The sequence below is a fragment of the Alicyclobacillus kakegawensis NBRC 103104 genome (genome assembly GCF_001552655.1).
GTDB classification, from domain to species: Bacteria; Bacillota; Bacilli; order Alicyclobacillales; family Alicyclobacillaceae; genus Alicyclobacillus_G; species Alicyclobacillus_G kakegawensis.
Genome location: NZ_BCRP01000015.1, coordinates 50,712 through 76,590, shown reverse-complemented (window position 1 = coordinate 76,590; position 25,879 = coordinate 50,712). Strand labels below are relative to the sequence as shown.

General features: G+C 59.7%; 24 protein-coding genes and 1 pseudogene. 12 read left to right on the top strand and 13 right to left on the bottom strand.

The features are described 5' to 3' along the window. Positions 1–263, top strand: a 263-nt coding sequence (locus AK2_RS11930) for an oligopeptide/dipeptide ABC transporter ATP-binding protein (protein WP_369406148.1), incomplete at its 5' end; no start/stop codon positions are given. Here the strand turns inward: AK2_RS11930 and AK2_RS16575 are convergent. Genes AK2_RS16575 through AK2_RS16930 form a run of 6 tightly spaced genes read right to left on the bottom strand, consistent with a single transcriptional unit; the run spans position 239 to position 4,608 of the window. Continuing rightward, on the bottom strand, positions 239–556 hold the full coding sequence (locus AK2_RS16575; protein WP_083521153.1) for an SDR family oxidoreductase: 318 nt from the start codon (positions 554–556) through the stop codon (positions 239–241). The genes AK2_RS11930 and AK2_RS16575 overlap by 25 nt on opposite strands. Continuing rightward, positions 537–875, bottom strand: a complete 339-nt coding sequence (locus AK2_RS11925) for a cytochrome o ubiquinol oxidase subunit IV (protein ID WP_369406147.1) — start codon at positions 873–875, stop codon at positions 537–539. The genes AK2_RS16575 and AK2_RS11925 overlap by 20 nt, the downstream gene beginning before the upstream one ends. Further along, a complete protein-coding gene (locus AK2_RS11920) occupies positions 875–1,504 on the bottom strand; it encodes a cytochrome (ubi)quinol oxidase subunit III (RefSeq protein ID WP_083521156.1) in 630 nt (209 codons plus the stop codon). Before AK2_RS11920 ends, AK2_RS11925 begins: the two co-directional genes overlap by 1 nt. Before the next feature lie 11 nt (positions 1,505–1,515). Next, a complete protein-coding gene (qoxB, locus tag AK2_RS11915; RefSeq protein WP_067934667.1) occupies positions 1,516–3,480 on the bottom strand; it encodes a cytochrome aa3 quinol oxidase subunit I in 1,965 nt (654 codons plus the stop codon). A gap of 13 nt (positions 3,481–3,493) precedes the next feature. After that, the gene (locus AK2_RS11910) at positions 3,494–4,381 is read right to left on the bottom strand and encodes a ubiquinol oxidase subunit II (protein ID WP_067934665.1); all 888 of its coding nucleotides are present in this window, start codon (positions 4,379–4,381) and stop codon (positions 3,494–3,496) included. A gap of 50 nt (positions 4,382–4,431) precedes the next feature. Continuing rightward, a complete protein-coding gene (locus tag AK2_RS16930; protein ID WP_157076323.1) occupies positions 4,432–4,608 on the bottom strand; it encodes a hypothetical protein in 177 nt (58 codons plus the stop codon). A 225-nt stretch (positions 4,609–4,833) separates the two neighbouring features. On the opposite strand from AK2_RS16930, the gene AK2_RS11905 reads away from it, so the two are divergent. Next, entirely contained in the window at positions 4,834–5,463 is a 630-nt protein-coding gene (locus AK2_RS11905; protein ID WP_067934664.1) for a 3'-5' exonuclease, read from the top strand. Positions 5,464–5,586: 123 nt separating this feature from the next. Next, positions 5,587–6,636 (top strand): rod shape-determining protein, encoded by a 1,050-nt coding sequence (locus AK2_RS11900; protein ID WP_067934662.1) that lies wholly within the window; start codon positions 5,587–5,589, stop codon positions 6,634–6,636. A 440-nt stretch (positions 6,637–7,076) separates the two neighbouring features. On the opposite strand, the gene AK2_RS11895 is transcribed toward AK2_RS11900, so the two are convergent. Further along, positions 7,077–7,775 carry a hypothetical protein gene (locus tag AK2_RS11895; RefSeq protein WP_067934660.1) on the bottom strand — a complete coding sequence of 233 codons (699 nt, stop codon included), beginning with the start codon at positions 7,773–7,775 and terminating at the stop codon, positions 7,077–7,079. A 262-nt stretch (positions 7,776–8,037) separates the two neighbouring features. On the opposite strand from AK2_RS11895, the gene AK2_RS11890 reads away from it, so the two are divergent. The 3 genes from AK2_RS11890 (at position 8,038) to AK2_RS11885 (ending at position 10,778) form a co-directional block, all read left to right on the top strand. Further along, a complete protein-coding gene (locus AK2_RS11890) occupies positions 8,038–8,919 on the top strand; it encodes a DUF1002 domain-containing protein (RefSeq protein WP_067934657.1) in 882 nt (293 codons plus the stop codon). Between the two features lie 393 nt (positions 8,920–9,312). Beyond that, on the top strand, positions 9,313–9,822 hold the full coding sequence (locus tag AK2_RS17825; protein ID WP_369406149.1) for an IclR family transcriptional regulator: 510 nt from the start codon (positions 9,313–9,315) through the stop codon (positions 9,820–9,822). Then, entirely contained in the window at positions 9,759–10,778 is a 1,020-nt protein-coding gene (locus AK2_RS11885; protein WP_083521150.1) for an MFS transporter, read from the top strand. Before AK2_RS17825 ends, AK2_RS11885 begins: the two co-directional genes overlap by 64 nt. A gap of 68 nt (positions 10,779–10,846) precedes the next feature. On the opposite strand, the gene AK2_RS11880 is transcribed toward AK2_RS11885, so the two are convergent. The 6 genes and pseudogenes from AK2_RS11880 to AK2_RS11855 all read right to left on the bottom strand — a co-directional run bounded on the left by AK2_RS11880 (position 10,847) and on the right by AK2_RS11855 (position 18,258). Continuing rightward, positions 10,847–11,209, bottom strand: coding sequence for an SPW repeat protein (locus tag AK2_RS11880; protein ID WP_067934653.1), 363 nt, complete (start codon positions 11,207–11,209; stop codon positions 10,847–10,849). A 102-nt stretch (positions 11,210–11,311) separates the two neighbouring features. Continuing rightward, positions 11,312–12,949, bottom strand: a pseudogene (locus AK2_RS11875) (L-lactate permease). Between the two features lie 102 nt (positions 12,950–13,051). After that, entirely contained in the window at positions 13,052–14,497 is a 1,446-nt protein-coding gene (locus tag AK2_RS11870) for an FAD-linked oxidase C-terminal domain-containing protein (protein ID WP_217994698.1), read from the bottom strand. After that, positions 14,494–15,867: a (Fe-S)-binding protein gene (locus tag AK2_RS11865; RefSeq protein ID WP_067934648.1), complete on the bottom strand. Its 1,374-nt coding sequence runs from the start codon at positions 15,865–15,867 to the stop codon at positions 14,494–14,496. The genes AK2_RS11870 and AK2_RS11865 overlap by 4 nt, the downstream gene beginning before the upstream one ends. Next, the gene (locus tag AK2_RS11860) at positions 15,864–17,222 is read right to left on the bottom strand and encodes an FAD-binding oxidoreductase (RefSeq protein WP_067934646.1); all 1,359 of its coding nucleotides are present in this window, start codon (positions 17,220–17,222) and stop codon (positions 15,864–15,866) included. Before AK2_RS11860 ends, AK2_RS11865 begins: the two co-directional genes overlap by 4 nt. A gap of 271 nt (positions 17,223–17,493) precedes the next feature. Further along, entirely contained in the window at positions 17,494–18,258 is a 765-nt protein-coding gene (locus tag AK2_RS11855) for an IclR family transcriptional regulator (protein ID WP_067934644.1), read from the bottom strand. A 201-nt stretch (positions 18,259–18,459) separates the two neighbouring features. Here AK2_RS11855 and aceB point away from each other — a divergent pair, with 201 nt between their 5' ends. The 6 genes from aceB (at position 18,460) to ilvD (ending at position 25,828) form a co-directional block, all read left to right on the top strand. Further along, positions 18,460–20,064 carry a malate synthase A gene (gene aceB / locus AK2_RS11850; protein WP_067934642.1) on the top strand — a complete coding sequence of 535 codons (1,605 nt, stop codon included), beginning with the start codon at positions 18,460–18,462 and terminating at the stop codon, positions 20,062–20,064. Between the two features lie 158 nt (positions 20,065–20,222). Next, complete coding sequence (locus AK2_RS11845) at positions 20,223–21,140, top strand: fumarylacetoacetate hydrolase family protein (RefSeq protein WP_067934640.1); 918 nt, start codon at positions 20,223–20,225, stop codon at positions 21,138–21,140. A gap of 172 nt (positions 21,141–21,312) precedes the next feature. After that, a complete protein-coding gene (locus tag AK2_RS11840) occupies positions 21,313–21,501 on the top strand; it encodes a hypothetical protein (protein ID WP_067934637.1) in 189 nt (62 codons plus the stop codon). A gap of 93 nt (positions 21,502–21,594) precedes the next feature. Next, complete coding sequence (locus AK2_RS11835; protein ID WP_067934635.1) at positions 21,595–22,782, top strand: MalY/PatB family protein; 1,188 nt, start codon at positions 21,595–21,597, stop codon at positions 22,780–22,782. A 440-nt stretch (positions 22,783–23,222) separates the two neighbouring features. Further along, a complete protein-coding gene (gene ilvE / locus AK2_RS11830; protein WP_067934633.1) occupies positions 23,223–24,131 on the top strand; it encodes a branched-chain-amino-acid transaminase in 909 nt (302 codons plus the stop codon). Between the two features lie 32 nt (positions 24,132–24,163). Further along, a complete protein-coding gene (gene ilvD / locus AK2_RS11825; RefSeq protein WP_067934630.1) occupies positions 24,164–25,828 on the top strand; it encodes a dihydroxy-acid dehydratase in 1,665 nt (554 codons plus the stop codon). Positions 25,829–25,879 lie beyond the last annotated feature (51 nt).

Genomic DNA, 25,879 nt, shown 5'->3' with positions numbered 1-25,879 from the left:
CGGCGGCCAGCCGGCGGCTGCTGGAGCGGCCGCTGCACCCGTACACGCGGCTGTTGTTTGCGGCGACGCCGGGGAGCAGCTGGCAGGAGGCGTTGCCGGAGACGGCGAGCGAGGCGCCGGACTTGCGGGAGGGGCGTGTCGGGTGTCCGTTCGCGCACCGCTGCCCGTTTGTGCAGGCGCGCTGCCGAGAGGAGACGCCGGCGCTGCGGGAGTTGGAGCCTGGACACCTGGTGTCTTGTCACTTCGCGGAGGAGCTGGCCTGAAACAGGTCGTGGTTGAGCCAGCGGGCTCCGTCCACGGTCAGGCATTCGCCGCTGATGGAGGCGGCTTCGGGAGACATCAGAAACGCGGCGGCCGCGGCGATTTCTTCCGGCTTGCCGAGGCGTCCCAGCGGGACGCTGGCGGCCATGCGCACCTTGTCTTCCTCGACTCGGGAACAGGTGCGCCTCTCCCCCTTGCCGCGGATGGGGCCAGGGGCGATGGCGCTGACGCGGATGCGGGGCCGCCCCCATTCCCGGCCTATGCCGGTTCCACTTTCAGTAGGACTCTGCTCCAAACGTCATAATCCAGATAGACCCGGCGATGATGGTGAAGACAAAGATGAACCCCAGGGTCAGCATCCACAGGTGCCAGCGGGGGCCGCCGCCCTCCAGGATGTGCATAAAGAAGAACAGCTGCACCAGAATTTGCAGGACAGCCAGCACCATGATGGTGACAAACAGCCCGGCTGGGCCCATGGCGTGCGCCAGCACCAGCCGCAGCGCAATCAGCGTCAGGAGGATGGAGATCACAAAGCCGATGATGTGCATCCACGGCCAGTTTCCACCCTCCGAGCGGCCTGTGTGTCCGGGAACCTTTTCCTCCATCATGGACATCAGCCCATCACCCCTGTCAAATAGACGACGGTGAAGATGAACACCCACACCACGTCGAGAAAGTGCCAATACAGGCTCACCACAAACACCTTGCGTGCCGTGACCTCGGTGATGCCCAGGCGAAACACCTGAATGAGTATCGCAACCATCCAGCAGATGCCCAGCGAGACGTGGCATCCGTGCGTGCCCACCAGCGTGTAAAACGCGGACAAAAAGGCGCTGGTGCTCATTCCGTAACCCTTCATGGAGTTGGTCGCAAACTCATCGACCTCAAAGCCGATGAACAGCAGGCCGAAGATGAGCGTGACCACCAGCCACGCCTTGAGCCACCCCTGTTGACCCCGCCGCATCGACCACGTGGCCAGGCCGCAGGTAAAACTGCTGGTGAGCAGGAACAAAGTCTCTGCCGTAAATCCTGTCACGTCGAAGATCTGGCGGGCAGACGGCCCGTTCGCGATGTGGGTGTGCAGCACCGCATAGGTCGCGAACAGGCTGGCGAACAGGACTAGGTCAGACGCCAGGAAAATCCAAAAGCCGAAGATCCACAGGTTGGGATCCGGATGATCCGCATGCTCCACGCGTTCTCCTCCCACGCGCGACGGCGGATGGTTGAAAAGCGATCCTTGCATGACCGACATGGTTACGACCTCCCGTAGGAAGCTTCCGTCTTCTTGATTTCGTCCACCGGAATGTAGGAGTCGGTGTCGTAGTCAAACGACCGCAGCAACAGGCAGGCCGCCACCGCGGCGAAACCGATGACGGTAAGGATGTACCAATGGAACACCAACCCGAATCCGGCGACGAAGAACGACAGCGACAGGATAAACGGCCGGCCCGAGTTTTTCGGCATGTGAATCGGCCGAAGCTCGTCCCGTCCAGGCGGTAGGACACCCTGCTTGCGCTCCTCTTTCATCGTCCACCAAGCGTCGCGGCTGGTCACCACCGGAATCCGGGCAAAGTTGTAATGAGGCGCAGGCGATGGCAGCGACCACTCCAGCGTGCGACCGTTCCAGGGATCGCCCGTCGTGTCGCGTTCCCCGTAGAAGATGCTGTACACAATCCCGGCTGCGATGAACAAAAAGCCAAGCCCCATCATGAAGGCGCCGATGGTGGAAATCAGGTTCAGCGTGGACCAGCCCATGCCGGTCGGGTAGGTGTAGATGCGCCGCGTCATGCCCATGAACCCAAGCAGGTACTGCGGGATAAAGCACACGTAAAACCCGATGTTGAACCACCAGAAACCCCAATTCGCGTACCGCTCCTCGAGCAGGAAACCGAACATCTTCGGCCACCAGTAGTACATGCCGGCGAGCATCCCGAACACGACGCCGCCAATCAGCGTCTGGTGAAAGTGGGCAATCAGGAAGTAGCTGTTGTGGTACTGGTAGTCCGCGGGTGCGACGGAGAGCATGACGCCTGTGGCGCCACCCACGGCAAAGTTGGGGATGAACCCGAGCGCCCACTTCATCGGCACGGTGACGCGGACGCGTCCGTTGTACATGGTCGCCAGCCAGTTGAAAATCTTGACGCCCGTGGGAATGGCGATAATCATGGTCGACAGGGCGAAGAAGCTGTTGACCCCGGGACCTGCGCCCATCGTGAAGAAGTGGTGCAGCCAGGTAAAGTAGCTGATGACCGCAATCGCCATGAGGGAGGCGACCATCGACGCGTAACCGAAGATGCGTTTGCCCGAGAACGTCGCCACCACCTCGGAGAAGATCCCGAACGCCGGCAAGACCACGATGTACACCTCGGGGTGCCCCCAAATCCAGAACATGTTGATGTACATCATCGGGTTGCCACCGCCGAGCATGGTGAAAAAGTGGGCCCCGGCAATGCGGTCGATGAGCAACAGCGCCAGGGCGACCGTCAGCACCGGGAACGCGAAGATGATGAGAACCGACGTGGCGAGAACCGCCCAACAGAACAGGGGCATGCGCATCAAGGTCATGCCCGGCGCCCGCATCTTCAGGATGGTGACGAAAAAGTTGATGCCGGTGGCGATGGAACCGATACCGCTGATCTGCAGGGCCAGCAGGTAGTAGTTTTCTCCCGGGCCCAGGTTGAACTCTGATTCCGCCAAGGGCGGGTAGCTGGTCCAACCGGCGTCTGGAGATCCGCCGATGACAAACGACAGGTTGAACAACATGGCGCCAAAAAAGAACATCCAAAAGCTGATGGCGTTCAGGTACGGGAACGCCACGTCGCGGGCGCCAATCATCAGCGGGATGGCGATGTTCATCATGGCGAAGATGAACGGCATGGCCATGAACAGAATCATGATGGTCCCGTGGGTGGTGAAAATCTGGTTGTAATGCTCCGCTTTTAGAAACCGCATGTTCGGGAATGCCAGCTGCGTGCGCATCAACAGCGCGTCCACACCGCCCCGGAACAGCATCAGCAGGGCGGCGATCATGTACATGATCCCGATCTTCTTATGGTCCACAGTGGTCAGCCACTCCCGCCACAACCATCCCCACTTGCGGTAGTATGTCAGGACCGCGACGATGGCGATGCTGACCACCACAATCGAGACATCGGCTCCATAGATCAGCGGATCGCCCGTGACCAGGAAATGGCTCACGTTCAGGGTGTCGTCTGGCACATTCTGCTCCTCCCTACGCCTTGTTGTCGAGCACCGAGATGTCGTGTTTCATGTACATGCCGCCCTCACGCATGATGATTTCCTGGAAGAGTCCAGGCGGGAACGACGAGAACGACATCCGTCCAACCACACTTTGCTTGACCAGCTGGGTGTAGCCGCTGCGCGTCAGGGCCGGCGCGGTTTGGCGCACCTTGGCGGCCCACTGCGAAAATTCAGGGTCCGACGTGGCGATGACGTCAAACTTCATGTGGGCGTACCCGCGCCCGGTAAAGTTGGCGCCGGAGCCGAAATAGGTGCCCGGTTTATCCGCCTGCAGCCACAAGCGCATGGCCATTCCCGGCATGGTGTACTCTTGGCCGCCCAGCTGCGGCACCCAGAACGAGTTCATGGGCGCGTCGGCGGTCAGCACAAACTGAATCGGCCGCCCCGTCGGAATGTAGCAGTAGTTGACGGTGGCAATCTTCTGGTCCGGGTATTCGAACAGCCACTTCCAGTCCAGCGACGTGACGTGAATGGTCAGTGGCTTTCCGGCCGGCTCCGGCGGCCGCGTGAGCCGAAACGTGTCACGCACGGTGTTGACAGCGAGGATGCCAATGATGATAATCGGAATCCCCCACCAGATGAACTCCAGGGTCCTGTTCTCCGACCATTCTGGCCGGTAGGGCGCCCGGTTGTTTGGCCGATCCCGAAAACGGTGCACGATATACCACAAGATCAACATCACCGGAACGACCACGATGCCGATGAGCACCATGCTCAAGATGACCAGGTGCATTTCGATCTTCCCGACCGGCCCGGCTGGATTGAACACCAGAAACTGTTCGCGCGTGCACCCGGACAACATTAGGCAGGCGGCGCCTGCCGGCAGCACCCGATACCAGCGCGCGGATTTGCACTTCATCGCGCATCCGTCTCCTTTCTGCCTTTCTAGCGTGCGAAATTTATGGTCGTCTATCCAAAACGGTGCGCGTGGGCCAGGTTCCCCAGCCAGGCTGCCAGCGTGGCGTGTTCGTGGATGATGTAGTCGTCGTACCACCACAAGATGGCGCCGAGCGCGAAAAATACAACGATGATGATGCCCAGCACCCAATACAGCTTGGCCAGGCCCTTGTTGGCATCCTGCTTCATGATCCCCCTCCTCGCTCTCTGCATGATGGCACCTATATCATGAGTAAAAAATCCCCAATTTACCCATTCCGATCTGCCGTGGGCAGGTCGTTCCCGCGCATGTTCAAGGAATCGCAAAAGTTTTTCCGCGTGGGCTCACGGAGCCCCGCTGTGCTAGAATCGAGGTAAAGGGCGAGGACGCACAAACAGGGGGAGGGAGCTGTCATTCAACTCATCATTCACGATGTGGAAGCGATTGTCCGCCGCGGCCACATGTACAACGCGGAGATCATTGAGATCGCCGCGCTGCGCGCTGTGCCTGATGAAAACGGAAAATGGAAGGACGCCGGTCATTTTCACGCCTATGTGCGCCCGCAGGACGTCACCTCGATTCCGGTCGTCACCACCCGCTTCACTGGCATCACCGAGGCGGACATGGCGGGAGCTAAACGGTTTCCCGAAGTGCTTCAGTCGTTCTTGGAGTGGATTGGCGAGGACGAATATTATCTGTGTTCATGGTCACTGTCGGACAGGGATTATTTCATCTCGGACTGCCGTCGGCACGGCCTGTCACTGGACTGGATTTGCAACTACAACGACATCCAGAAATGGTTTGGGCGCAAACTTCACCTCAACCAGCGCAGCAGCCTGCAGAACGCTTTGGAACTCCTGCAGCTGGCGCCGGAGGGTCAGGCCCACAACGCGCTGGCTGACACCGTCAACACATTTCGCATCCTCAACGCCATTTACGACCGCGACAATCCAGTCTTTCGCTTGGAACAAAACGACTGCTCGGGCCGCCTGAAGACCGAGGTCGTCTACGAAGAGGAATTCCGAAACAACCCGTTCGCCAAGTTGCAAGGGTTGTTCGAATAGGTTGCGGGATAGGCGTCGATGTGGCGCCTTTTTCCAATTCACGACCCCCCGAGCATGCGCCTTCGCGTCCGAATACTATGGGACGAATTCTGTCGGAAATTGACCCAGCGAGGAGCGAAGCGCATGAACTTGGCGATAGACGTAGGCAGTTGTGGGTTTCGCGCCGGAGTGCAGACCCGTTCGGACGTTCTCAACGAACCTTCGGTGGTCGCGTACGGACAAGCGACCGGGCCGTTGGTGGGGCAGCGGGCGGAGCAGATGATTGGCCGCCACCCCGGGCACATCCGGATCGCTTTTCCCATCGAAGGAAGCATCGTGCGCGATTTTGAGGCGCTTGTCGACGTGTTCAAATACATGATTGCCACACTGTTGCCGGGCCGCTTCCGCAAACGGTTTGACGTGGTGTTGGCGCATCCGAGCCACCAGTCCCAGGTAGACAGGAAGGCCTTCGACGAGGCGGCGAAGGCGGCCGGGGCCCGCCGGGTGCGATTTGTCGAGTCTGCCCTCGCGGCGGCGCGCGGGGCGGGACTGCCCATTGACCAACCAGTAGGGTCCCTGATTGTCGATTTGGGTGGAGGAGCGACTCAGGTGGCGCTGATTTCCCTGGGCGGCGTGGTCGAGCGACGCACTCTCAACTTGGGCGGGCGGACGATTGACCAGGAATTGATGGACAGGGTGCAGCGCCGGTACGCGTTTGCCATCGGGCTTGCCACCGCGGAAAGGCTCAAACGCATGGCTTGCCAGTACGCCGCTGGTGCTGCGGGGGACGCGGCGGCGGGGCTGGAATCTGCGGAGATGGCGGAGAGGGCCCGCGAGGCGGCTGCCGCGGACCCGCGTCTTGGGGAGAATGCTGCCGGGACGGCCACGTTCACGGTGCGGGGGCGCAATTTAGCGACCGGCTTGCCCGACTCGCTGGCCGTGCCGATGACCTTTGTGCAAGAGAGCCTGGATCAGTATGCGGATCAGGTGATTGGGTTGATTCGCGAGACGATGGAGGCGTGCCCGCCGGAACTGGTAGGGGATGTGATGGACCGGGGCATCGTTCTGGTAGGCGGCGGAGCCCGCATGGCCAGCATCCTGGAGACGCTGCGGCGGCGCATCGACGTTCCGGTGACGGCTGATCCAGAACCGGAGACGTGCGTCATCCGCGGACTGCTGGCGGCCGGGGCCTGACTTTCGGTCGGGCGGCTGCATGATTTCAGCCCTGCCGCGGATATTCATGGCAGCAATGCCATCCGCTGTTTGAGCCACGTGGAGCATCAACAACGTGTGAATTGCAGGGCGCCGGCGACATCTTCGCCGGCGCACAAGAGCGGTGCGGCGACGTCGAGCTTGAGACCACCAGGGATTTTGAGGACGAAATCCTCGTCCACGACGAGGTGGGGGGAATAGCTTTCGCTTTGTTTGAATGAAACACTGGCTGCTCTGGGCTGCCGCTTGTCACCAGTCCAGATGAGGCGCGCACATCAAGGGCGTCGCCGGCCAAATTGAACCGCCATGAAAACACAGTCATGGCGGTTGGTACGAGGTTATTCAATTCTGGCTGTCACTAGTGCCTGCACTTGACTCGGTTGCGGGGTTTTCCTCGCCCGTGTGGCCAAGGGGCGTTGATGTTACACAAGCTTCGTAAGACGTTTCTGTAGCGTATTGAGGATCTGCCGCTCTTGATTCGCTGAAAGCTTCCCATTTTGGACTGCCTGGTCAAGACGGGCTTTGGTCTTGGTCTTTAATTGTGAAACTAAGCTGTCTGTAGAGATGCCCTTACTCTCGGCCACCTGAGCGATGGATTGTCCGTTTTTCAAGTCTTGCAGGAGTGTTTGCTTGCTAACTCCAAGGGTCTGGGCGATTTCCTTCAATACCCTCGCCTTCGCTGTCGGGTGAGCAGAGAATTTATGTTCTACGAGTTTTTGCGCATGGTCTTCAAACTTCTGAATCAGCGCATGCTCTTGGCTCGCCGTTAGTTTACCGTTCTGCACGGCTTGGTCCAGGTGCTGCTTGAAATCAACTTCCAGCTCGGAGATGAGTTTTTGTTCCGATATACCCTTAGACTGCGCTATCTGTGCCAACGTCTGGCCAGATTTTAAGTCCGTCTTCAGAGTATCTTTGTCTATGCCGAGAATCTTGGCGATTTCGGTTGCAATTGCTCCGAATCGACCGTGTCCGTCCGAACTATGTTGTACGTGCTGCGCCGGAGCTGAACCCGTACCGGACGTGGGCGAGCTGTTCGTGGTAGCCGCAGACGCAGTTATTGTACCTAACGTCCCTGTCGCCAGCACCGTCGCCGCTAAGATAGCTTTTGCCTTGAATTGCATGCGTTTAGACCTCCTTGAAATGAGTAGGGATCTAGCGGCATTTACGAGTCTCAGGATAGTTTGCGTTGATTGAATGTAACTTGAATCCCACGGCTCCTACTTCAACATTTCTTCCGGCGTTTAAAACAGCATCAAATTTGCACTTTTTGTCGGCAAGCCCCTACTGAAACTTTACACGCTCGCTGTCCCCGAGATAATGATATGTTAAGAAGGATATTTCAACGGCACTGAACGCATCAGGAAAGGAAAAGAGGGCAGTTTTATGAAGAAACGAGGGATTCTTGTCGGATTTATTCTGACGGGTGGGCTCTTGATACAATCGGCGTGGGCGGATGCGACACCTGGAGAACGTGTGATTACCCTAGGAAATGATTTGACGGAGCAGCAAAAGCAGCAAATCGAAAATGACTTTTCAGAAACGAGCCGTGACAAAGTGATTACCGTGACACACGAGGACGAGGAACGGCAGTTAAACGGTATTGTTCCACAATCCTTAATTGGAGACCGCGCGATTTCTTCCAGCTTAATTGTTCTGGAAAACCCGGGTTATGGAATCCGTGTAACCACGAAAAACATCACATGGGTCACTTCGAACATGTATACGAACGCTTTATTGACGGCGGGTGTAAAAGATGCCGATATTACCGTTGAAGCGCCATTTCCGGTGTCGGGTACGGCCGCTTTGGTAGGCATTACGAAGGCATTCGAAGCCGCAACAGGGCAGACGCTAAATCCGAATCGAGAAGCCGTTGCCAATCAAGAAATGATGCAAACTGCTCAGCTGGGACAACAGTTGAACGATCCGCAAAAAGCAGCCGCTTTTGTGAATGCCTTAAAAGATAAGGTGTCCCAAGAACATCCGCAAACGGACGGCCAATATCGGGATCTAATCCTCCAGCTTGCCCATCAAATGAACATTACGTTGAACAACCAGCAGATCAATGGATTGATCGATTTACTGAAGAAATTTAATGCGCTGCACCTGGATTGGGGAACACTTTCCAAAGAAGCAACGAATGTCCAACAATTTATCCATAATCATCCCAAGCAAGAAAATGCAATAGATGGGGTTTTCCGACAAATTACTTCTGCGATAAGACAAATTATTTCAGCGATAGCTGGATTGTTCCAACACCTTGGCTAGAGTTACGAGTCTGTGAAATCTATTCCTTACGTCGCAAGATGTAGATCACGAATGGGAGTGGCCTCAAGCTAAAGTAGCATATGAAAGTGGGGAATCAAGTGGAATTCTTTAAGGGATTTGTAGTTGGGATAGTCATCGTCGCGTGCATTGTTTACCTTTGGAGACATCGAATACATTGAAGAACATCTTACGCGTGTTGTATTGCCGCGGCTTGTCCGGATTGAGCTCACAATGAAATGGCCATAGCCGGCTCTGGCCAGCCGGCTATCTGCAGAACTCCGCGTATCCACTCCGACAGGCACATCGTCCGTTGGAACCCTGCCAACGAGCGCTGGCGGGGTTTCCTTTGTTAGCCCCAATTCAACATAAGATTTAGAAGAAACAACATAGGCAATCACATCGCTTAAGGTTGCTCAAGTCATGGACTATCTGGCCCATCGAGGGCTAGGCTATATCTCTGTCCAGCAAATGTCGAGGGACCTGAACATCCCACGCCCGACACTGTATCGGCTGCTTGATGGGCTCGTTGATGTAGGGATGCTGATACGCCTGGATGGGGGCTATCATGTTGGCCCGAAAGTGCTGACTTGGGCCTCGAAGACGCTAACCCGGCCAGACGTAGTGCGCCTAGCACGTCCGTCTCTTGAGAAGCTTGCTTATGAAAGCTCTCTCACCTCAGCCATTTACATTCGCATGGGAAGTTGCCGTGTCTGTATGGATCGAGTAGAGGGACCTGGAATTGTACGCCATGACGTGCGCATTGGGGAGTCACTCTCTCTGCATGTGGGGTCTTCCGGGCGGGTGCTGCTCGCTTGGCTTCCCGATGAAACACGGGAAGAATTGCTGCAGGCGTCCTGTACACAGTTTCCGGAATATCCTTTGACTGCTTCAGCGTCACCGTGACATTGTACAGCATCGGTGGCCTGCTGATGGCGTTTACCTATAGTTACGAATGGATGCTGTTCGCTCGCGCCCTCACCGGTTTCGGTATCGGCGGGGAGTGGGGAGTTGGGCAGAGTTTGATTGCCGAAACGGTACCCAGTAAGTTTAGAGGACGGTTTGGAGCCACCATGCACTCTGGCTTGTCCGTAGGTATCATTCTCGCGTACATCATTGGTGCGTTTGTCGCTCCTCACATCGGTTGGCGGCTCGCCTTTGCTACAGCCGTTATTGCCGCACTCATTGTCATTCCCGCTGTGGCCGTAGTGCCCGAATCTGACGTGTGGCAGCAGCGTCGGACCACAAAGAACGTTGCGAAGGTTCCGCTCCATCTCGTTTTCGAGGGGAAAGCCCCGTGGTATGGATTGGCAGCGTTGGTTTTGATGTCCCTCGAGTTTACCGGCTACTGGCTGCTGACCACCTGGTTCCCAACCTATCTGCAGGAACAGCGCCACATGAGCATTGGTCACAGCGCGCTCTGGCTGATCCTGTTGAACGTGGGAGGATTCCTCGGTTACTTTTCCACCGGCTTTATCTCAGACATGCTCGGACGCCGCAAGGTGTTGACCCTGTACAAAATTATTGAGGCCATCGCCGTTGTCCCTATCACCCTATTCTGGACGGGCAGCACCACGGTACTGCTGGCCTGCATGTTCTTCATCGGCTTTGGTGGTGGCGGTACCGCGGTGGTTGGGCCCATCTTCAACGAGGTCTTCCCGGGACCCGTACGGAGCACGATGTCCAATACGGCGTTTAACGTTGGGCGTGCGCTGACGTGTTTTATGCCTGTCACTGTCGCGTCCCTGGCTGGAAGCATGGGCTACGGCGCGCTGTTGTCGACCGCTTCGGCATTTTTTATCGTCATGGCTTTGCTTGTCTGGGTTTTCCCGGAAACCAAAGGCAAAGTGCTTACGGACTGATGAATGGAACAAGACATTGATTGAACCGTCAACTTTTGTGTCCCGTTGACAACATAACGGGCTGAACGTTACGCCCCAGGTCGGCCTCTTTCGCTGGGGCGCCAACCGGTGTGTTCCATGAGACTCCAAACGGCCAGGGCTATCGTCAGCAACGCAGGGCCCGCGGTTCCCCAGTATTGAGGGACTTCGTAAGTGCTGAGGAATGGTTCGATGAGAAACCATAGGCCGGTCAGCAGCACGACCCAGTATTGCCACATCCGCCAACTCGGCACCCGCGGCGCTATGGCCGCCCAAGCCGACACGATGACCTGCAACAGCCCGAAGACCACGCTGGTCCATGCCAATTGCGGGGAGCGCGGAACGCCGAGCGCCCAGGGCGCCGCCACAAACCAAGCGCCAATCGCGGCCGTTATCCAACTTTTCCAGTTCAATATGAAGGCCTCCGTTCGCAAAGGGGTCATTTCCAATTTTTCCGTGCGAACAACGGATTATACCTTTCGTTGACCCTGCATCGCGTGGCCAGATTTGCCCGTCTAGCGCGGTACGGCGCCGGGAAAGACGTACGTGTAGAGTGTGGTGATGACGGCCACCAGGACGACCAGGGCGATGCTGTGTTAGAGTGTGAACCGATAGAGGTCGCCCTCCCTTCCAACGAGGCCGGTGGCCGACGTGCCGACCGCAATTGATTGCGGCGAGATCATTTTGCCCATGACACCGCCGGCCGAATTGGCGCCCATCGTCAGATAGGGACTGATGCCCAACTGCAGCGCGGTCAGCTTTTGCAGGTTGCCGAAGAGAAGGTCCGAGGAGGTATCGCTGCCGGTCAGGAACACGCCAAGCCAGCCCAGGAACGGGGCGAAGAACGGAAACAGGGCGCCCGTTGCGGCCAGCGCCATGGCGATAGTAGCCGCCATGCCGGAGTAGTTGAACAGGTAGCCGAAACCGACCACAAAGGCAATCGTCAGCAGCGGATAGATCAGGCTGGCAAACGTTTCGGCCAGCGTACGGAACCAATCTTTCCACGACTGCCTCAGAATGAATTTTGTGACGATGGCGGCAAACAGGATGGAGGTGCCGGTGGCTGCCAGACTGTCGAATTTCCACTGGGCAGCGACGGGGGTGACCTGATTCACGATGGGGGCCGCCTCTGCCACCTTGAGGTGCAAATCCGGCCAATTGACGAGCACGGTGGCTGCCCCGAGGAGGTCCTTGACGGGCGGCAGTGCCCACAGCACGATGAACAGGCTGAGCACGAGAAACGGAGACCAGGCCCAAAGCACCTGTCCGGCGTCAGGCCCACCTGACGGCGTGCTGGGCGACCCTTGCGGCGCTGTTTCGTCCGGGAATCTCCATACCTTTTTCGGTTGCCAGAAGCGCAGCAAGATGACCAGGCAGATTATCGACACGATGGCCGCCGCAATGTCGGGCAGCTCGGGGCCTACGAAATTGGAGATCAGGAATTGGGTGGCCGCAAAGGACACACCACACGTCAATGCGGCCGGGAACACCTCGCGCATACCGCGCCAGCCGGCTATCACAACCATTAACCAGAACGGGACGATGAGCGAGGCGAACGGCAGGATGCGGCCGACCATCTGGCTGATCAACAGGGGATCCGAAGACGTCGCGGTGGCCATGGCGGTGATGGGGATGCCGACCGCGCCAAAGGCGACCGGAGCGGTGTTGGCCAACAGGCATATTCCGGCCGCGTACATCGGGTTGAAACCGAGTCCGGCGAGCATGGCCGCGGCCACCGCCACCGGCGTTCCAAAGCCAGCCGTGCCTTCGAGAAAGGCGCCGAACGAAAACGCAATCAACAGCGCCTGGATACGCCGGTCCTCACTCAGGCCGGAAATGGAGCGACGAATGATGTCAAAGTGGCCCGTGTTGACCGTGATTCGGTACAAGAAAACGGCGCTGAACACAATCCAGCCGATGGGCCAGAGCCCCGTGAACATGCCGTAGACGGAGGCGGAAACCGCCTTGTCGACGGGAAACCGGAAGATGACCCAGGCGTCCAGAATGGCGAGGACGACGGTGGTGAGGGCCGCCAAGTGGGCGCGCATCCGGAGTCCCACCAGCGCGACAAAAAAATACAGGATGGGAATGACGGCAATCAGGGCAGACCAGCCCACACTTCCGGCAATCGGGGTGTAAACCTGGGTGAACATGCGCGTTTCCTCCCAGACGGGTGTGGGGACCCGTCGTTTTTTCGCCCCTGCTACCTTTGTTCCGCTCCATCAATGTCCACCAGCCACTGTATGCAACCGGATTCACACCGTATGCGAGGTATGCGACGCCAAAGCGGCTGCCGCCTGTTTGACTTCCACGCACCGCGCGGGGCGTGGAATCAGCTTTCCGGGATTGCACAGGTCACGCGGGTTGAACGCCTCCCGCAGTCTGGCCTGCAGGTGCAACTCCGTGTCGGTAAACAGATATTCCATTTCGCGGATCTTCTCCACCCCTACCCCGTGTTCGCCGGTGATGCTGCCGCCGACATCCACGCACAGCTCCAGGATGCGCCGGCCCAGTTCGGCAGCCTGCTCGGTTTGCCCGGGGATGCGCGCGTCGTAGCAGATGAGCGGGTGCAGGTTTCCGTCCCCGGCGTGGAACACATTGGCGACGCGCAGGCCGGCTTCCTGGCTGTAGCGGGCGATGGTTTTCAGCACTTCGGTCAACCGCGTGCGCGGAATGACCCCGTCCTGCACCATGTAATCGGGGGATATGCGGCCGATGGCTGGGAACGCCATCTTCCGGCTGCTCCACCACAGGGACCGTTCCGCTTCGTCCTTGGCCACACGCACCGTGCGCACCCGGTGCCGACGGCAGACCTCGACCACCCGCTCTGCCAGATCGTCCACACCCGCCGCCAGCCCGTCCACCTCAATCAGGAGCACCGCTTCGATGTCGGGCGGGTAGCCAACGTGATACATGCTCTTGTCGACGGCCTGCATGGCCAACTGATCCATCATCTCGCAGGCCGCCGGGATGATGCCGTCCGCGATGATGCCCGAGACGGTGTCGGACGCGTCCTCCACTCTCTCAAACCACGCCATCACCGTCTTCACCGCCTGCGGCCGCTTGAGGATGCGCACCGTGATCTCGGTCGCGATGCCCAGGGTCCCCTCCGATCCCACCAGGAGCCCCAACACGTCTAAACCGAGCGGGTCGCCGTACGGATCGCCCAATTCCACCAATTCTCCGTCCGGCAGCACCACCTTGGCGGCGACCACGTGGTTGGTGGTCACGCCGTACTTCAAGCAGTGCGATCCGCCCGCGTTTTCGCCCACATTGCCGCCGATGGTACAGACCGATTGGCTCGACGGGTCGGGCGCGTAGTAGAACCCCTGTTGAGCCACCTGACGGGTCAGCTCGAGGTTGACAAAGCCCGGTTGGACGGTGGCGCGTTGGTTGGCGAAATCCACGTGCAGCAATTTGTCCATCCGGGCCAAGCTGATGACCACCTCATGGTGCATCGGCGTGGCGCCGCCGCTCAGACCGGTTCCCGCTCCGCGCGGGAGAAACGGCACGCCTGCCTGGGCGAGGCAGCGGACGACCTGCGCGACTTGGTCGGTGTCTGCCGGCAGCACCACGGCGGCCGGACGCCCCGTCTGGGCGACGTACGCGTCGCACTCGTAGGCCGCCAGTTGCTTGGAGTCGTGGATGACACCGCCCGGCCCGACAATCTCCGTGAGCTCTCGTATCAGGGAGGAACTCAGCACTCGATGACCTCCTTGCGGTATGATTCATCCAGCAGTTGCACGGTGTGCAGGACATCGACGCCGGCTTGACGGCGCTGCACCCCCAGCCGGATTTGCAGCATGCACCCCGGGTTGCCCATGACCACCGCATCCGCCGCTTCGGGAATGTCGTCCAGCTTGCGTTCCAGCAGGCGGTTGGCCATGTCTGGGTGCGTTAAGTTGTAGATCCCGGCGCTGCCGCAGCAGCGCTCCGAGTCGGGCAGCGGCACCAGTTTGAGCCCAGGGATGGAGGTAAGCAGTTGGCGCGGTTGGCTGCGGATGCCCTGAGCGTGGCAGAGGTGACAGGCGTCATGATAGGTGACCGTGCGTTCGATTCGGCCGCGGGGCGGTTGAAATCCGACCTCCACGAGAACCTCCGAGATGTCGCGCACCCGTCGCGCAAAGGCCTGCGCCTGGGCGTAAAGGTCAGGCTGGCCGCTGAACAGTTCCGGGTACTCCTTGAGCGCCGCCCCGCAGCCAGCCGCGTTGACGACCACGTAGTCGGCCCCCGAGGCCAAAAACGCGTCGATGTTTTGTCGCGCCAAGGCCCGCGCCTGTTCACGGTCGCCCGCGTGGACGTGCAGGGCGCCGCAGCACACCTGCGTTTTCGGCACCACCACCGTGATCCCGTTGCGCGTCAGAACACGGGCCGTCGCCTGGTTGATGTCGGAGAAAAACAGATCCATCACGCAGCCTGTGAACAGGGCCCCAGTGACGGGCGCGGCGGGCTGGGCGCCCGTTCCGGCCGCCGGGATGCGTTCCGGCAGTTTCAGCAGCGCGGGCGGGTCGGACAGCTGGGGCAAAACTGCTTCCATTTCGCGGATGTGCGGGGGCAGGACACGGAGCAGGCGCAGGCTGCGAGCCACCGCCCGCAGCCCTGACTTCTGGTACAGGCGCAACATCTTCCCCAACGCACGCAGACGCCTGGGATGAGCAAACACGCCGCGCAAAAACAGCCTCGTCAGCGGGCTTGCCCCTCCCTCCTCCTCAGCCTTTAGGTGGAACTGGCCCCGCGCCTTTTCAATCAAAGCGCCTACCTCCACACCGGACGGGCAGACGCTCTCGCAGGCTCGGCAGTCGAGGCAGCTGAACACAGGGTTCTCTAAACCCTCGTCCAGCTCGAGGAGGCCTTGGGCTGCCTGTTTGATCAAGTACACACGTCCGCGCGGCGACAGGTTTTCGTCCGAGGTTTCCTGGTAGGTGGGACACACTTCGAGACAAAATCCGCAGTGCACACAGGCCGAGTAGCGGTCTGTGTCCGGTGGCTCTGGGTAAAGAAAAGCGCCGGTCTCGGGGGCGTCAGCCGGCGCGGGGGTTTTCCGCGCGGACTGAGAGAGTGCCCGGTTCATGAGGTCATCCCTCCCGCGAATGTGTCTGGAAAGTGCGATCCGCCGCTCTGAAAGGCCCGTTGCACGGCCGCCTGCAGCCTGCGCTCCGCCGTACCGAGACGAGGACTGTCGTACATCGGGACCACGCTGCGGACGGTCTTGGGCGCAGTCTCAAGCAGGCTGGCTGCTCCGCGCTGGCGGGCGCGGGCACGCAATTCCTGGAGCAGCTCCACCTGTTCGTCCACCGTCCCGGCCCACAGTCCGATGCGGCCGACGCCAGCGGGGAGGCTGGCGGTCACGGTCGCCGCCACGTGTCGCTCATGGGCAAACTGCGTCCACTCGTTGAGGATGGACATCATGTCGGTGGGCGGCGCCTGCACGCGCAGCACGCTCCCGGGTTGCAGCCAGGTCTTGGCGTGGCGCGCCCAGAACCGTTCCACATCCTGGCCGCGGATAACCTCGGCGTGCATGCCCAAATCGGCTGCCAAGAGCAGCACCTGCTCCGTCTGGTAGGCGGCCGCCTGCCGGTTCTCGTGGCAATCTATCGCCAACAGCCACTCCGCCGCGGGTCCATCCGTCCCTAGTCGGCTTGAGATGAACGCTTGTATCAACGCGGCATCGTTGGTCGCCTCCATGGCGCTGGGCAAAAGCGGTGAGTCCATGACCCGCGCCCGCACCCAGTCCACCTGCGCGCTCTTGCCTACCAACAGGCACAGCTCACGGTGCAGAGGAAGCGGTTTCAGCTTGAACGTGCACTCCGTGAGAAAGCCGAGACTGCCCCGGCTTCCGACCACGAGTTTGGTCACGTCGTAGCCCGCGACGTTTTTGACCACTTTGCCGCCCGTTCGCACCATTCGTCCGTCCGCGAGGATGATGCGGGTGCCAATGAGCAAGTCGCGGAATGTCCCGTACAAAACGCGGTGGGGACCGGACAAGCCGGCACTGACGGCTCCCCCGACCGTGGCGGCCGGGGTGCAGGGGGCGTCCATGGGCAGCATCTGGTTGTGTTCGGCCAGAACGTGTCGCAGCTTGGACAGGGGCATGCCCGACTGGACGGTGACGACCATGTCTGCCGGTGAATACTCGACCACTTGATTGAGGTTTGTGCTCTGGATGACGACATCGACAGGCTTAAGGACTGGTCCTGCTTCCAAATGCGTGCCCGCCCCGCAGGGCAGCACGGACCAGCCGTGATCAGCGGCAAGACGCAGCACACGCGCGGCGGCGGCCGGATTGCGGGGGGTGGCCACTACAATCGGAGTGGCCTGCTGGCTGAGGCGCTTGGCCAAATGGGCATCGGTCCGCACCTGGGCTTCACCGATGGCATCGGCTAATGCCGCGGCGATGGGGGCGTGCGTCGGCTCATCGGATGACATGCTTCCGCCTCCTTATCCAAAAAGAAATCTCTTCTATCCATACACAGCTGGTTCTGATATATAGAACAATGTTCTGCCGCAATGACACACGCGAATTTTTGATTGGAAGTGTTGACATATGAGTATGTTAACATCGAATAGTCAAACAATCTACCTCAAGGTCCTATCGCCTCTCGCGCGACCTGCTGTGTCTACATTCACTTGTTTTTCGTCCCTCTGCTGGTGCCGCCCCGGCGGCCTAGGAGTTGAATCAAAGGGACCTAGGGCGGCTTTACTCGTGGTGGCCGAGCCGCTCCGAGATGCGTCGGCCGGTGTCCATGACCAAAGGCGCCAGTTCGACCAACTTGGCTGGGTCGAGGCGTTGGCGGGGGCCTGAGACACTGCAGGCGGCCACCACTTGTCCGGTGTTGTCGAAGATGGGAGCCGCCACGCAGCAGATGCCAAGCTCGTGTTCTTCCACATCCATCGCGTACCCCAACCGGCGCGTCGTCTCCAGGGATGCCAGGAACTCGGCTTCGTCGGTCAGCGTGTGCTCCGTCATTCGCGGCAATCCGTAGCGGCGGATGAGCGCGCGCAGTTCGCCGGCCGGGAGAAACGCCAAGATGGCCTTGCCGAGGCCCGTGGCATGCACGGGGACGCGTTTGCCCACGCGCGAATGCATGCGGATGGTGTGCGGGGTCTCGACCTTTTCGATGTAGACCACCTCTCCTTGGTCGAGCAGGGCGAGGTGCACGACCTCCTGCGTCTGCCGCGCCAGTTCCTGGAGGTGGGGAAGGGCTTCGGACCGCAGGTCGATGGAGGACAACAGCCGCATGCCCAAATCCAACAGGCTGTAACCGAGCTTGTAGCGGCCCGTCTGTGTGTCCTGTTCCACAAATCCCCGCTTCATCATCGTACCCAAGAGACGGTGCACCGTGCTTTTGTACATGCCGGAGCGACTAGCCAGTTCTGTGATGGCCGCTCCCTGCGGGTACTCACTCATCATCTCCAACAGGTTAAGCGCCTTGTCGACCGATTTCACTGTGTAGTCTTCCACGGGTCCCACTCCGATGCAATCCGGTTGTGCTGCCGTGTTTATTATACAGGAGTTCAGGCCGGGCAAACGACAGGCGATTGCCGCCTTGTTCCGTATTATAGAACTATCTTCCACAATCCATAATACGGTGTTATGATGATATTCAGAATCATGTCTGGGATTCTAAAGGCGCAGATCGTGTGGACAGGGAGGCTGAGCGTCATGGAAACCACGTATCTATGCCCAGGCGGCGTGACGGTGAGCGGATCGTACGAGGAGCGGTTCGCGGAGATCTTGACTCCCGAGGCCCTCGCTTTCATCGCCGGGCTGCACCGGCGCTTTGAGCCGCAGCGGAGGCGGTTGTTGGAGCAGCGTATAGCCCGTCAGCAAGCGATTGACGCCGGGCAGCTGCCCGACTTTTTGCCGGAGACGAGGGAGATTCGCGAGAGTGAGTGGACCGTTGGCCCGATTCCCGCGGATTTGACGGACAGGCGAGTGGAAATCACGGGCCCGAGCGGCGACCGGAAGATGGTCATCAACGCGTTGAATTCAGGCGCGCGGTGCTTCATGGCCGACTTTGAGGACGCCAACTCCCCGACGTGGGAAAACACCGTGGGCGGGCAGGTCAACCTTCGCGACGCGGTGCGGCGGACGATAGAGTATGTCAGTCCGGAGGGGAGGCGCTACGCGTTGCAGCCGCGGGTGGCCACGCTCATCGTTCGGCCGCGCGGTTGGCACCTGGTGGAAAAACACGTCCAGGTGGACGGGCAGCCTGTGGCCGGCGCGCTGTTTGACTTCGGGCTCTATTTCTTCCACAACGCGCGTGAACTCCTGGCGCGGGGCAGCGGCCCGTATTTTTACCTGCCGAAATTGGAGAGCCACCTGGAAGCTCGGTTGTGGAACGATGTGTTTGTGCACGCCGAAAGGGAGCTCGAGATCCCCCGCGGAACCATCAAAGCCACGGTCCTCATCGAGACGATTTTGGCCACCTTCGAGATGGAGGAGATCCTGTACGAGTTGCGCGAGCACGCAGCGGGGCTCAATTGTGGGCGCTGGGATTACATCTTTAGCTACATCAAAAAATTTCGCAACCTGCCCCAGTTCATTTTGCCAGACCGGGCTCAGGTGACAATGACCGTACCGTTCATGCGCCACTACACGCTCTTGACCATTCGCACCTGCCATCGCCGGGGCGCTTTGGCCATCGGCGGCATGGCGGCGCAGATCCCGGTCAAGAACGATCCGGCTGCCAACGAAGACGCGTTGGCCAAGGTGCGGGCCGACAAGGAGCGGGAAGCGAAAGACGGGCACGACGGCACATGGGTGGCGCACCCGGGATTGGTGCCGGTTGCGCTTGAGGTGTTTGACCAGCACATGCCGCAGCCCAACCAGGTGGACAAGAAGCGGGAAGACGTGCAGGCCACTGCCGCGGACCTGCTGCAGGTGCCGGAGGGCACCATCACCGAGGACGGACTGCGTATCAATATCAGCGTGGGGGTGCAGTACATCGCGGCTTGGCTCGGCGGAGCCGGTGCCGTGCCGATTTTTAACCTGATGGAAGACGCCGCCACCGCGGAGATCTCCAGGGCCCAGGTTTGGCAGTGGATCCGTCACCCCAAAGGCGTGCTGGCGGACGGTCGCAAGGTGACCATCGACCTGTTCCGCCAGGTGTTGGCGGAAGAATTGGAGAAAATCCGGACGGCCGTCGGGGAGCGGCGCTTTGAGGTCGGACACTATGCCGAGGCGGCGCGACTGTTTGACGAGTTGACCACAGCGGACGACTTCGTCGACTTTCTCACCCTTCCGGGGTACGAGCGACTGCTGTAGTCCGTCACATGACAGGGCCTGGGCGGGTGCGGCGGACGGTTTCCCACAGAGTGTCTGTACAGGCCGCCTAGCAATTTGTACGATAGCTAGTGTTCATTGTGTTCCATTCAAGACGGGACAGAGCGCCACGGCGCAGACCAGCGGAGGGAGACGGGAGCGTGAAGATTGCCAATCTACGCAGAGACGGTCGCTGGCAGCTGGCTGTTGCATACGAGGGGCGGCTGGCGACGGTGTTCGACATTGCGGAGGCCGCGGGCGAATCGGTCAATTCTCTGCCCCAGACGGTGGACGATTTCATCGCGCGGCCGGCGCAGCGGCAGCGTCTGCAGGAGATCTGCCGGGAAGGGCTGCAGCAGGCGCGCTGGCAGACCCTGGCGGAGGACGAGGTGCGGTTTGGACCGTGCGTGCTGAACCCGCAGAAGATCATCTGCATCGGTCTGAACTACCGCAAGCACGCGGCGGAGACCGGCTCCCCCGTGCCGACAAGTCCGGTCGTGTTCAGCAAGTTCAACAACACCCTGGCCGGGCACCGAGAGCCCATACCGCTGCCGTCGGCGTCCCGCCAAGTGGACTATGAGGCTGAACTGGCCATCGTGATTGGGCAAAAGGTCAGCGGCGTGGATGCGGAGCACGCGTTGACGGCGGTGGCTGGGTACACAGTGGCCAACGACGTGTCGGCTCGCGACCTGCAAAACCGTACACCGCAGTGGCTCCTCGGCAAGACGTGCGACAAGTTTGCCCCCATCGGGCCGTATTTCGTGACCGCGGACGAGATTCCCAATCCGAACGCTTTACCCATTCGCACGTATGTGAATGGAGAGGTTCGTCAGAATTCCAACACCAGCGACATGATCTTTTCGTGCGCGGAGTTGGTGTCCTACCTGTCGCGGCACATGACGCTGTGGCCGGGAGACATTATTTTGACGGGCACACCGGAGGGGGTCATCCTCGGCATGCCTCCGCACGCGCAGCGGTGGCTGCAGGCCGGCGACGAGGTCACCGTCGAGATTGAAGGCGTAGGCCGCCTGACCAACCGTTTTGTGGAAGCGGCAGAGGAGACCGAGGGCGCGCGCTAGGCCTGGGGGATTCCAGACCAGCGTGGCGGCCGGCGTGCGCCTTGCCACTGTACGGCCTGAGCCGGACCTCCGCCGGATGGGTGCATGACCTGGGACCTCGCTCGGACAGACTAGGCGTGGTCCCTTTCTTTTCGGGCGGCGCCCACTGGCCGACAGGAGGGAGGTGAGTCCTGTGTCGGGAGGGCCGGATTCCAGACAGCGCCGCGCGCCCCGCGATCCGATGCTGCCAGACCCAAAGGAGACGCCGGAGCCGGTGGAAGCCAGCGTGGAGCGCATGTCCAATGAGGGTGGCGTGGCCACGGAAATTCCACACGATACCCAGAAGTACGAAGTGGTGGATGAGGAAGTTAAGCCGGAGTGAGGATGTCCGAGTCAACTTTCGGTATGATGGAATGGCGGGATTCCAACACAGCTCCTGTGTCCCTTGGAGCCGAGAAAGGAGACGCCATACCACGTGAAGTATGACTTTGATGCCATCGTTGAGCGGGTGGGCACCGGCTGCTCGAAATGGGATGGACTGCAAGAACGGTTTGGCACCACAGACGTATTGCCGATGTGGGTGGCCGACATGGATTTCCCGTCCCCGGAACCGGTGCTCGCGGCGTTGCGCAGGCGTGTGGAGCACGGGGTGTTTGGGTATCCGCTGGTCACCCAAGGCTACCTGCAGGCGGCGGCAGACTGGTACCGCCGTCGCCAGGGTTGGCCTATAGAGGAAAAATGGCTGGCGCACGCCCCGGGAGTGGTCCCGGCCATCAGTATCCTCATCGAGGCACTCACAGATCCGGGGGACGGGGTGTTGGTGCAACCTCCGGTCTATTACCCGTTCATGCGCGTCATTCGCGAAACCCGGCGCCGCGTCGTCGAAAACCCGCTGCGGCTGGAGGACGGCCGATACGTGATGGACTTGGCGGACCTTGACGTGAAACTCCAGTCCGGGGGTGTCAAGCTGGTCATTCTGTGCAGTCCGCACAACCCGGTCGGCCGCGTTTGGGACAGAGAGGAACTGCGTCAGTTTGCAGAGGTCTGCGAGCGTCACGACGTGCTCATCATTGCCGACGAAATTCACGGCGACCTCATTCTTCCTGGACACCGCCATACCCCTCTCGCCTCACTCGGAGACCGCGTTGCCGAGCGGACGGTGACCTGCTTGGCGCCGAGCAAGACGTTTAACCTCGCCGGATTGCAAACGGCGTTGGTGGTGGCCAGCAATCCGCGCTTGCGCGAGGCCTACCTGGCGGCGCAGCGCCGCCGCTCTCAGGCCGGAGCGAACGTGCTGGGCTTGGTGGCGGCGGAAGCAGCCTATCGGTACGGTGACGACTGGCTCGATGAGTTGCTTGTATACCTGCAGGGCAATGTCGATGTCGTGGTATCCACAGTGAAGGCCGAGATCCCGTCGTTGTCGGTGGTGGTGCCCGAGGGGACGTATCTTGTCTGGCTGGACTTTCGTAAGCTGGGGCTGGCTCAGTCTGAGCTTGACCAGTTCTGTCTGACACAGGCGCGCATTGCGTTCGATGAAGGGCACATTTTCGGCACTGGCGGCCAGGGCTTCATGCGCATGAATGTCGGTTGCCCCCGTGCGTACGTGCGGGAAGCGATGGACCGCTTGAAACGGGCGGTCAATGCACTGTCTGTCGGTGTCTGATGCGAAGGTGCCTGACGCGAATTCGGATCGGTCGTGCGCCTTTCCGTCGCGTTCCGGCGCCGGTCTACATACATCCCCTCCGAACCCTGAATCGAAGTTGGGCGGCCATGGAGCCGCCCTCTTTGTTCGACCTTTCCCGACATGTGAGCGGTGTTCAAAAAAAATTCATTTTCTCTTTGAGTCTCAATCCCAATGCTATAGTAAGCGTTTACGAGAAAGAACGGGTAAACGCTTACATGTATAATAAGGAAAGTTGTGACTATTGACACTCGTCTTCCCTGGAGTCTACAATGTCCTTCAAACTTCTTTCTCGCCTCATCGTTCTCACTTTTTTCACTAGCTGTATTTGGCTTACAGAAAATAGTAGGACGATTCGAACGGGTCCCGGTTATGGGGCACGTGCGGCTTTGTTGATTTCTTCTTCGGGAGTGTGAAAGAACATGGGGCAAACCATCTTTCTCAACGGCGATTATGTCAGCCGTGACGAAGCGAAGGTCTCCGTTTATGATCATGGGCTCTTGTACGGGGACGGGATCTTCGAGGGCATTCGTGTGTACGGGGGGAACGTGTTCCGACTTCGTGAACACCTGGTCCGCCTGTACGAGTCGGCGCAGTCGATTATGTTAAAGATTCCCTATAGTTTGGATGAAATGGAAGGCATCGTTGTCGAGACGGTGCGCCGGAATGCCTTGGATGACGCTTATATTCGCCTGGTCGCCACACGCGGCACGGGAGACTTGGGGCTTGATCCATGGAAATGCCAGACCGCAGCGGTGTTCGTCATCGTAGAGGAACTGGCTATGTTCCCGAAGGAGTTGTACGAGCAGGGAATTGACGTCGTATCGGTGGCCACGCGGCGCAGCCGTGGCGACATTCTCAACCCGAGAGTGAAATCATTGAATTACCTTAATAATATTTTGATTAAAATTGACGCCCGGGTCGCAGGCGCAAGCGAAGCCCTGGTATTGAACACGGAGGGCTATGTGGTAGAAGGGTCGGGCGAGAATGTGTTCATTGTAAAGAACGGCGTTTTCTATACACCGCCCACGTATCTCGGCGCCCTGGCGGGCATCACACGTCAAGTGGTGATGGAGATTGCCGAGGAACTGGGCTACATGGTGAAGGAAGAAGCGTTCCACCGCCATGATGTGTATGTGGCGGATGAAGTGTTCCTGACGGGTACGGCGGCTGAGATTGTGCCGGTGGTTAAGGTGGATGGGCGCGTCATCGGCACGGGGGAACCCGGATTCTGTACCAAGCAGGTGCATGAGACTTTCCGGCGGCGTGTGCTTGTCGATGGAGTGCAGGTCTACCCCGACCGGGCGGCATCGGTCGCATCTCGTGTCTGAAGTTTCACGGATACCATCAAGGAGGTGCCTGCATGCGCAGCGACATGATAAAGAAGGGCGTGGACAGGGCGCCTCACCGCAGCTTGCTGTATGCGACCGGGGTGAAACCGGCTGACCTGCCGAAACCGTTCATCGGGGTGTGCAATTCGTATGTTGACATTGTTCCCGGTCATGTCCATTTGAAACAGATGGGTGAAGTGGTCAAGGCCGCCATTCGAGAAGCCGGCGGCATACCCTTTGAATTCAACACCATTGGCGTGGACGACGGCATAGCCATGGGACACATCGGCATGCGCTATTCCCTGCCGAGCCGTGAACTGATTGCGGATGCGGCGGAGACGATGATCAACGCGCACTGGTTTGACGGTGTCTTCTATATCCCGAACTGTGACAAAATCACCCCCGGTATGCTGATGGCGGCCGTCCGCACCAACGTCCCCTGTGTGTTTGTCTCCGGCGGTCCGATGGAAGCTGGACGTTCGCGGACGGGCAAGCCGCTGTCGCTTGTATCTGTGTTTGAAGGCGTTGGCAGCTATCAATCCGGGCGCATCAGCGAGGAAGAACTTATGGATTTGGAGCGGAACGCCTGTCCGACGTGTGGATCGTGTTCAGGCATGTTCACCGCGAATTCTATGAACACCATCATGGAAATGCTCGGCATAGCCCTCCCCGGCAACGGAACGCTCGTTGCCACCTCCAAAGAGCGGGAAGAACTCATCTACGAGGCGGCCCGCCACCTCATGCGACTGATTCAAGAAGACGTGCGTCCGCGCGACATCATCACCCGCGAAGCCATTGATGATGCGTTTGCCCTCGATATGGCCATGGGCGGATCGACCAATACCGTCCTGCACCTGATGGCGATTGCCAACGAGGCGGGGATTGATTACGACCTGGAGCGAATCAACGAGATCGCCAAACGCGTCCCGTACATCGCCAAGATCAGCCCGGCGTCCGAATACAGCATCCAGGATGTGCACAAAGCGGGCGGCGTGTCGGCCATTATCAAGGAGTTGATTGAAGCTGAGGCCATTCATCCGGAGCGCATCACCATCACCGGGAAGACGATTCGGGAAAACGTCCAGCATGCCGAAATTCTGGACGAACGGGTGATTCGCCGGCGCACCGATCCTTATAGCCCGGTCGGAGGGTTGTCGATCTTGTTCGGAAACCTGGCGCCCAACGGCGGGGTCATCAAAGTGGGTGCGGTGCAGGATGGCATTACGGAATTCGAAGGCGAAGCCATCGTCTACGAATCGCAAGAGGACGCTCAGCGCGGCATCAACAGCGGCGAGGTCCGCGAAGGGCATGTGGTGGTCATCCGCTACGAGGGGCCCAAAGGGGGTCCGGGAATGCCGGAAATGTTGGCACCCACCTCTTCCATCGTCGGGCGTGGGCTTGGTACGAAGGTCGCCCTCATTACCGACGGCCGGTTTTCGGGCGCCACACGCGGCATCTGTGTCGGGCACATCTCACCGGAGGCCGCTGAAGGGGGCCCCATTGCCTGGGTGCAAAACGGTGACCGCATCCGCATTGACATGAACGCCCGCACCATCGATTTATTGTTGGATGACGCTGAACTGGCCCGGCGCAAGGAACAGTGGTCGCCGCCGGAGCCGAAACAGCGCAGCGGTTACTTGCGGCGTTACTCGCAGTTGGTGACGTCGGCCAACACGGGGGCGGTGTTGCGCGGCTGAGACCGATGCGGCGGGTGGCGGCGACACCTGCCGCCCGCATGGACAAAGCGC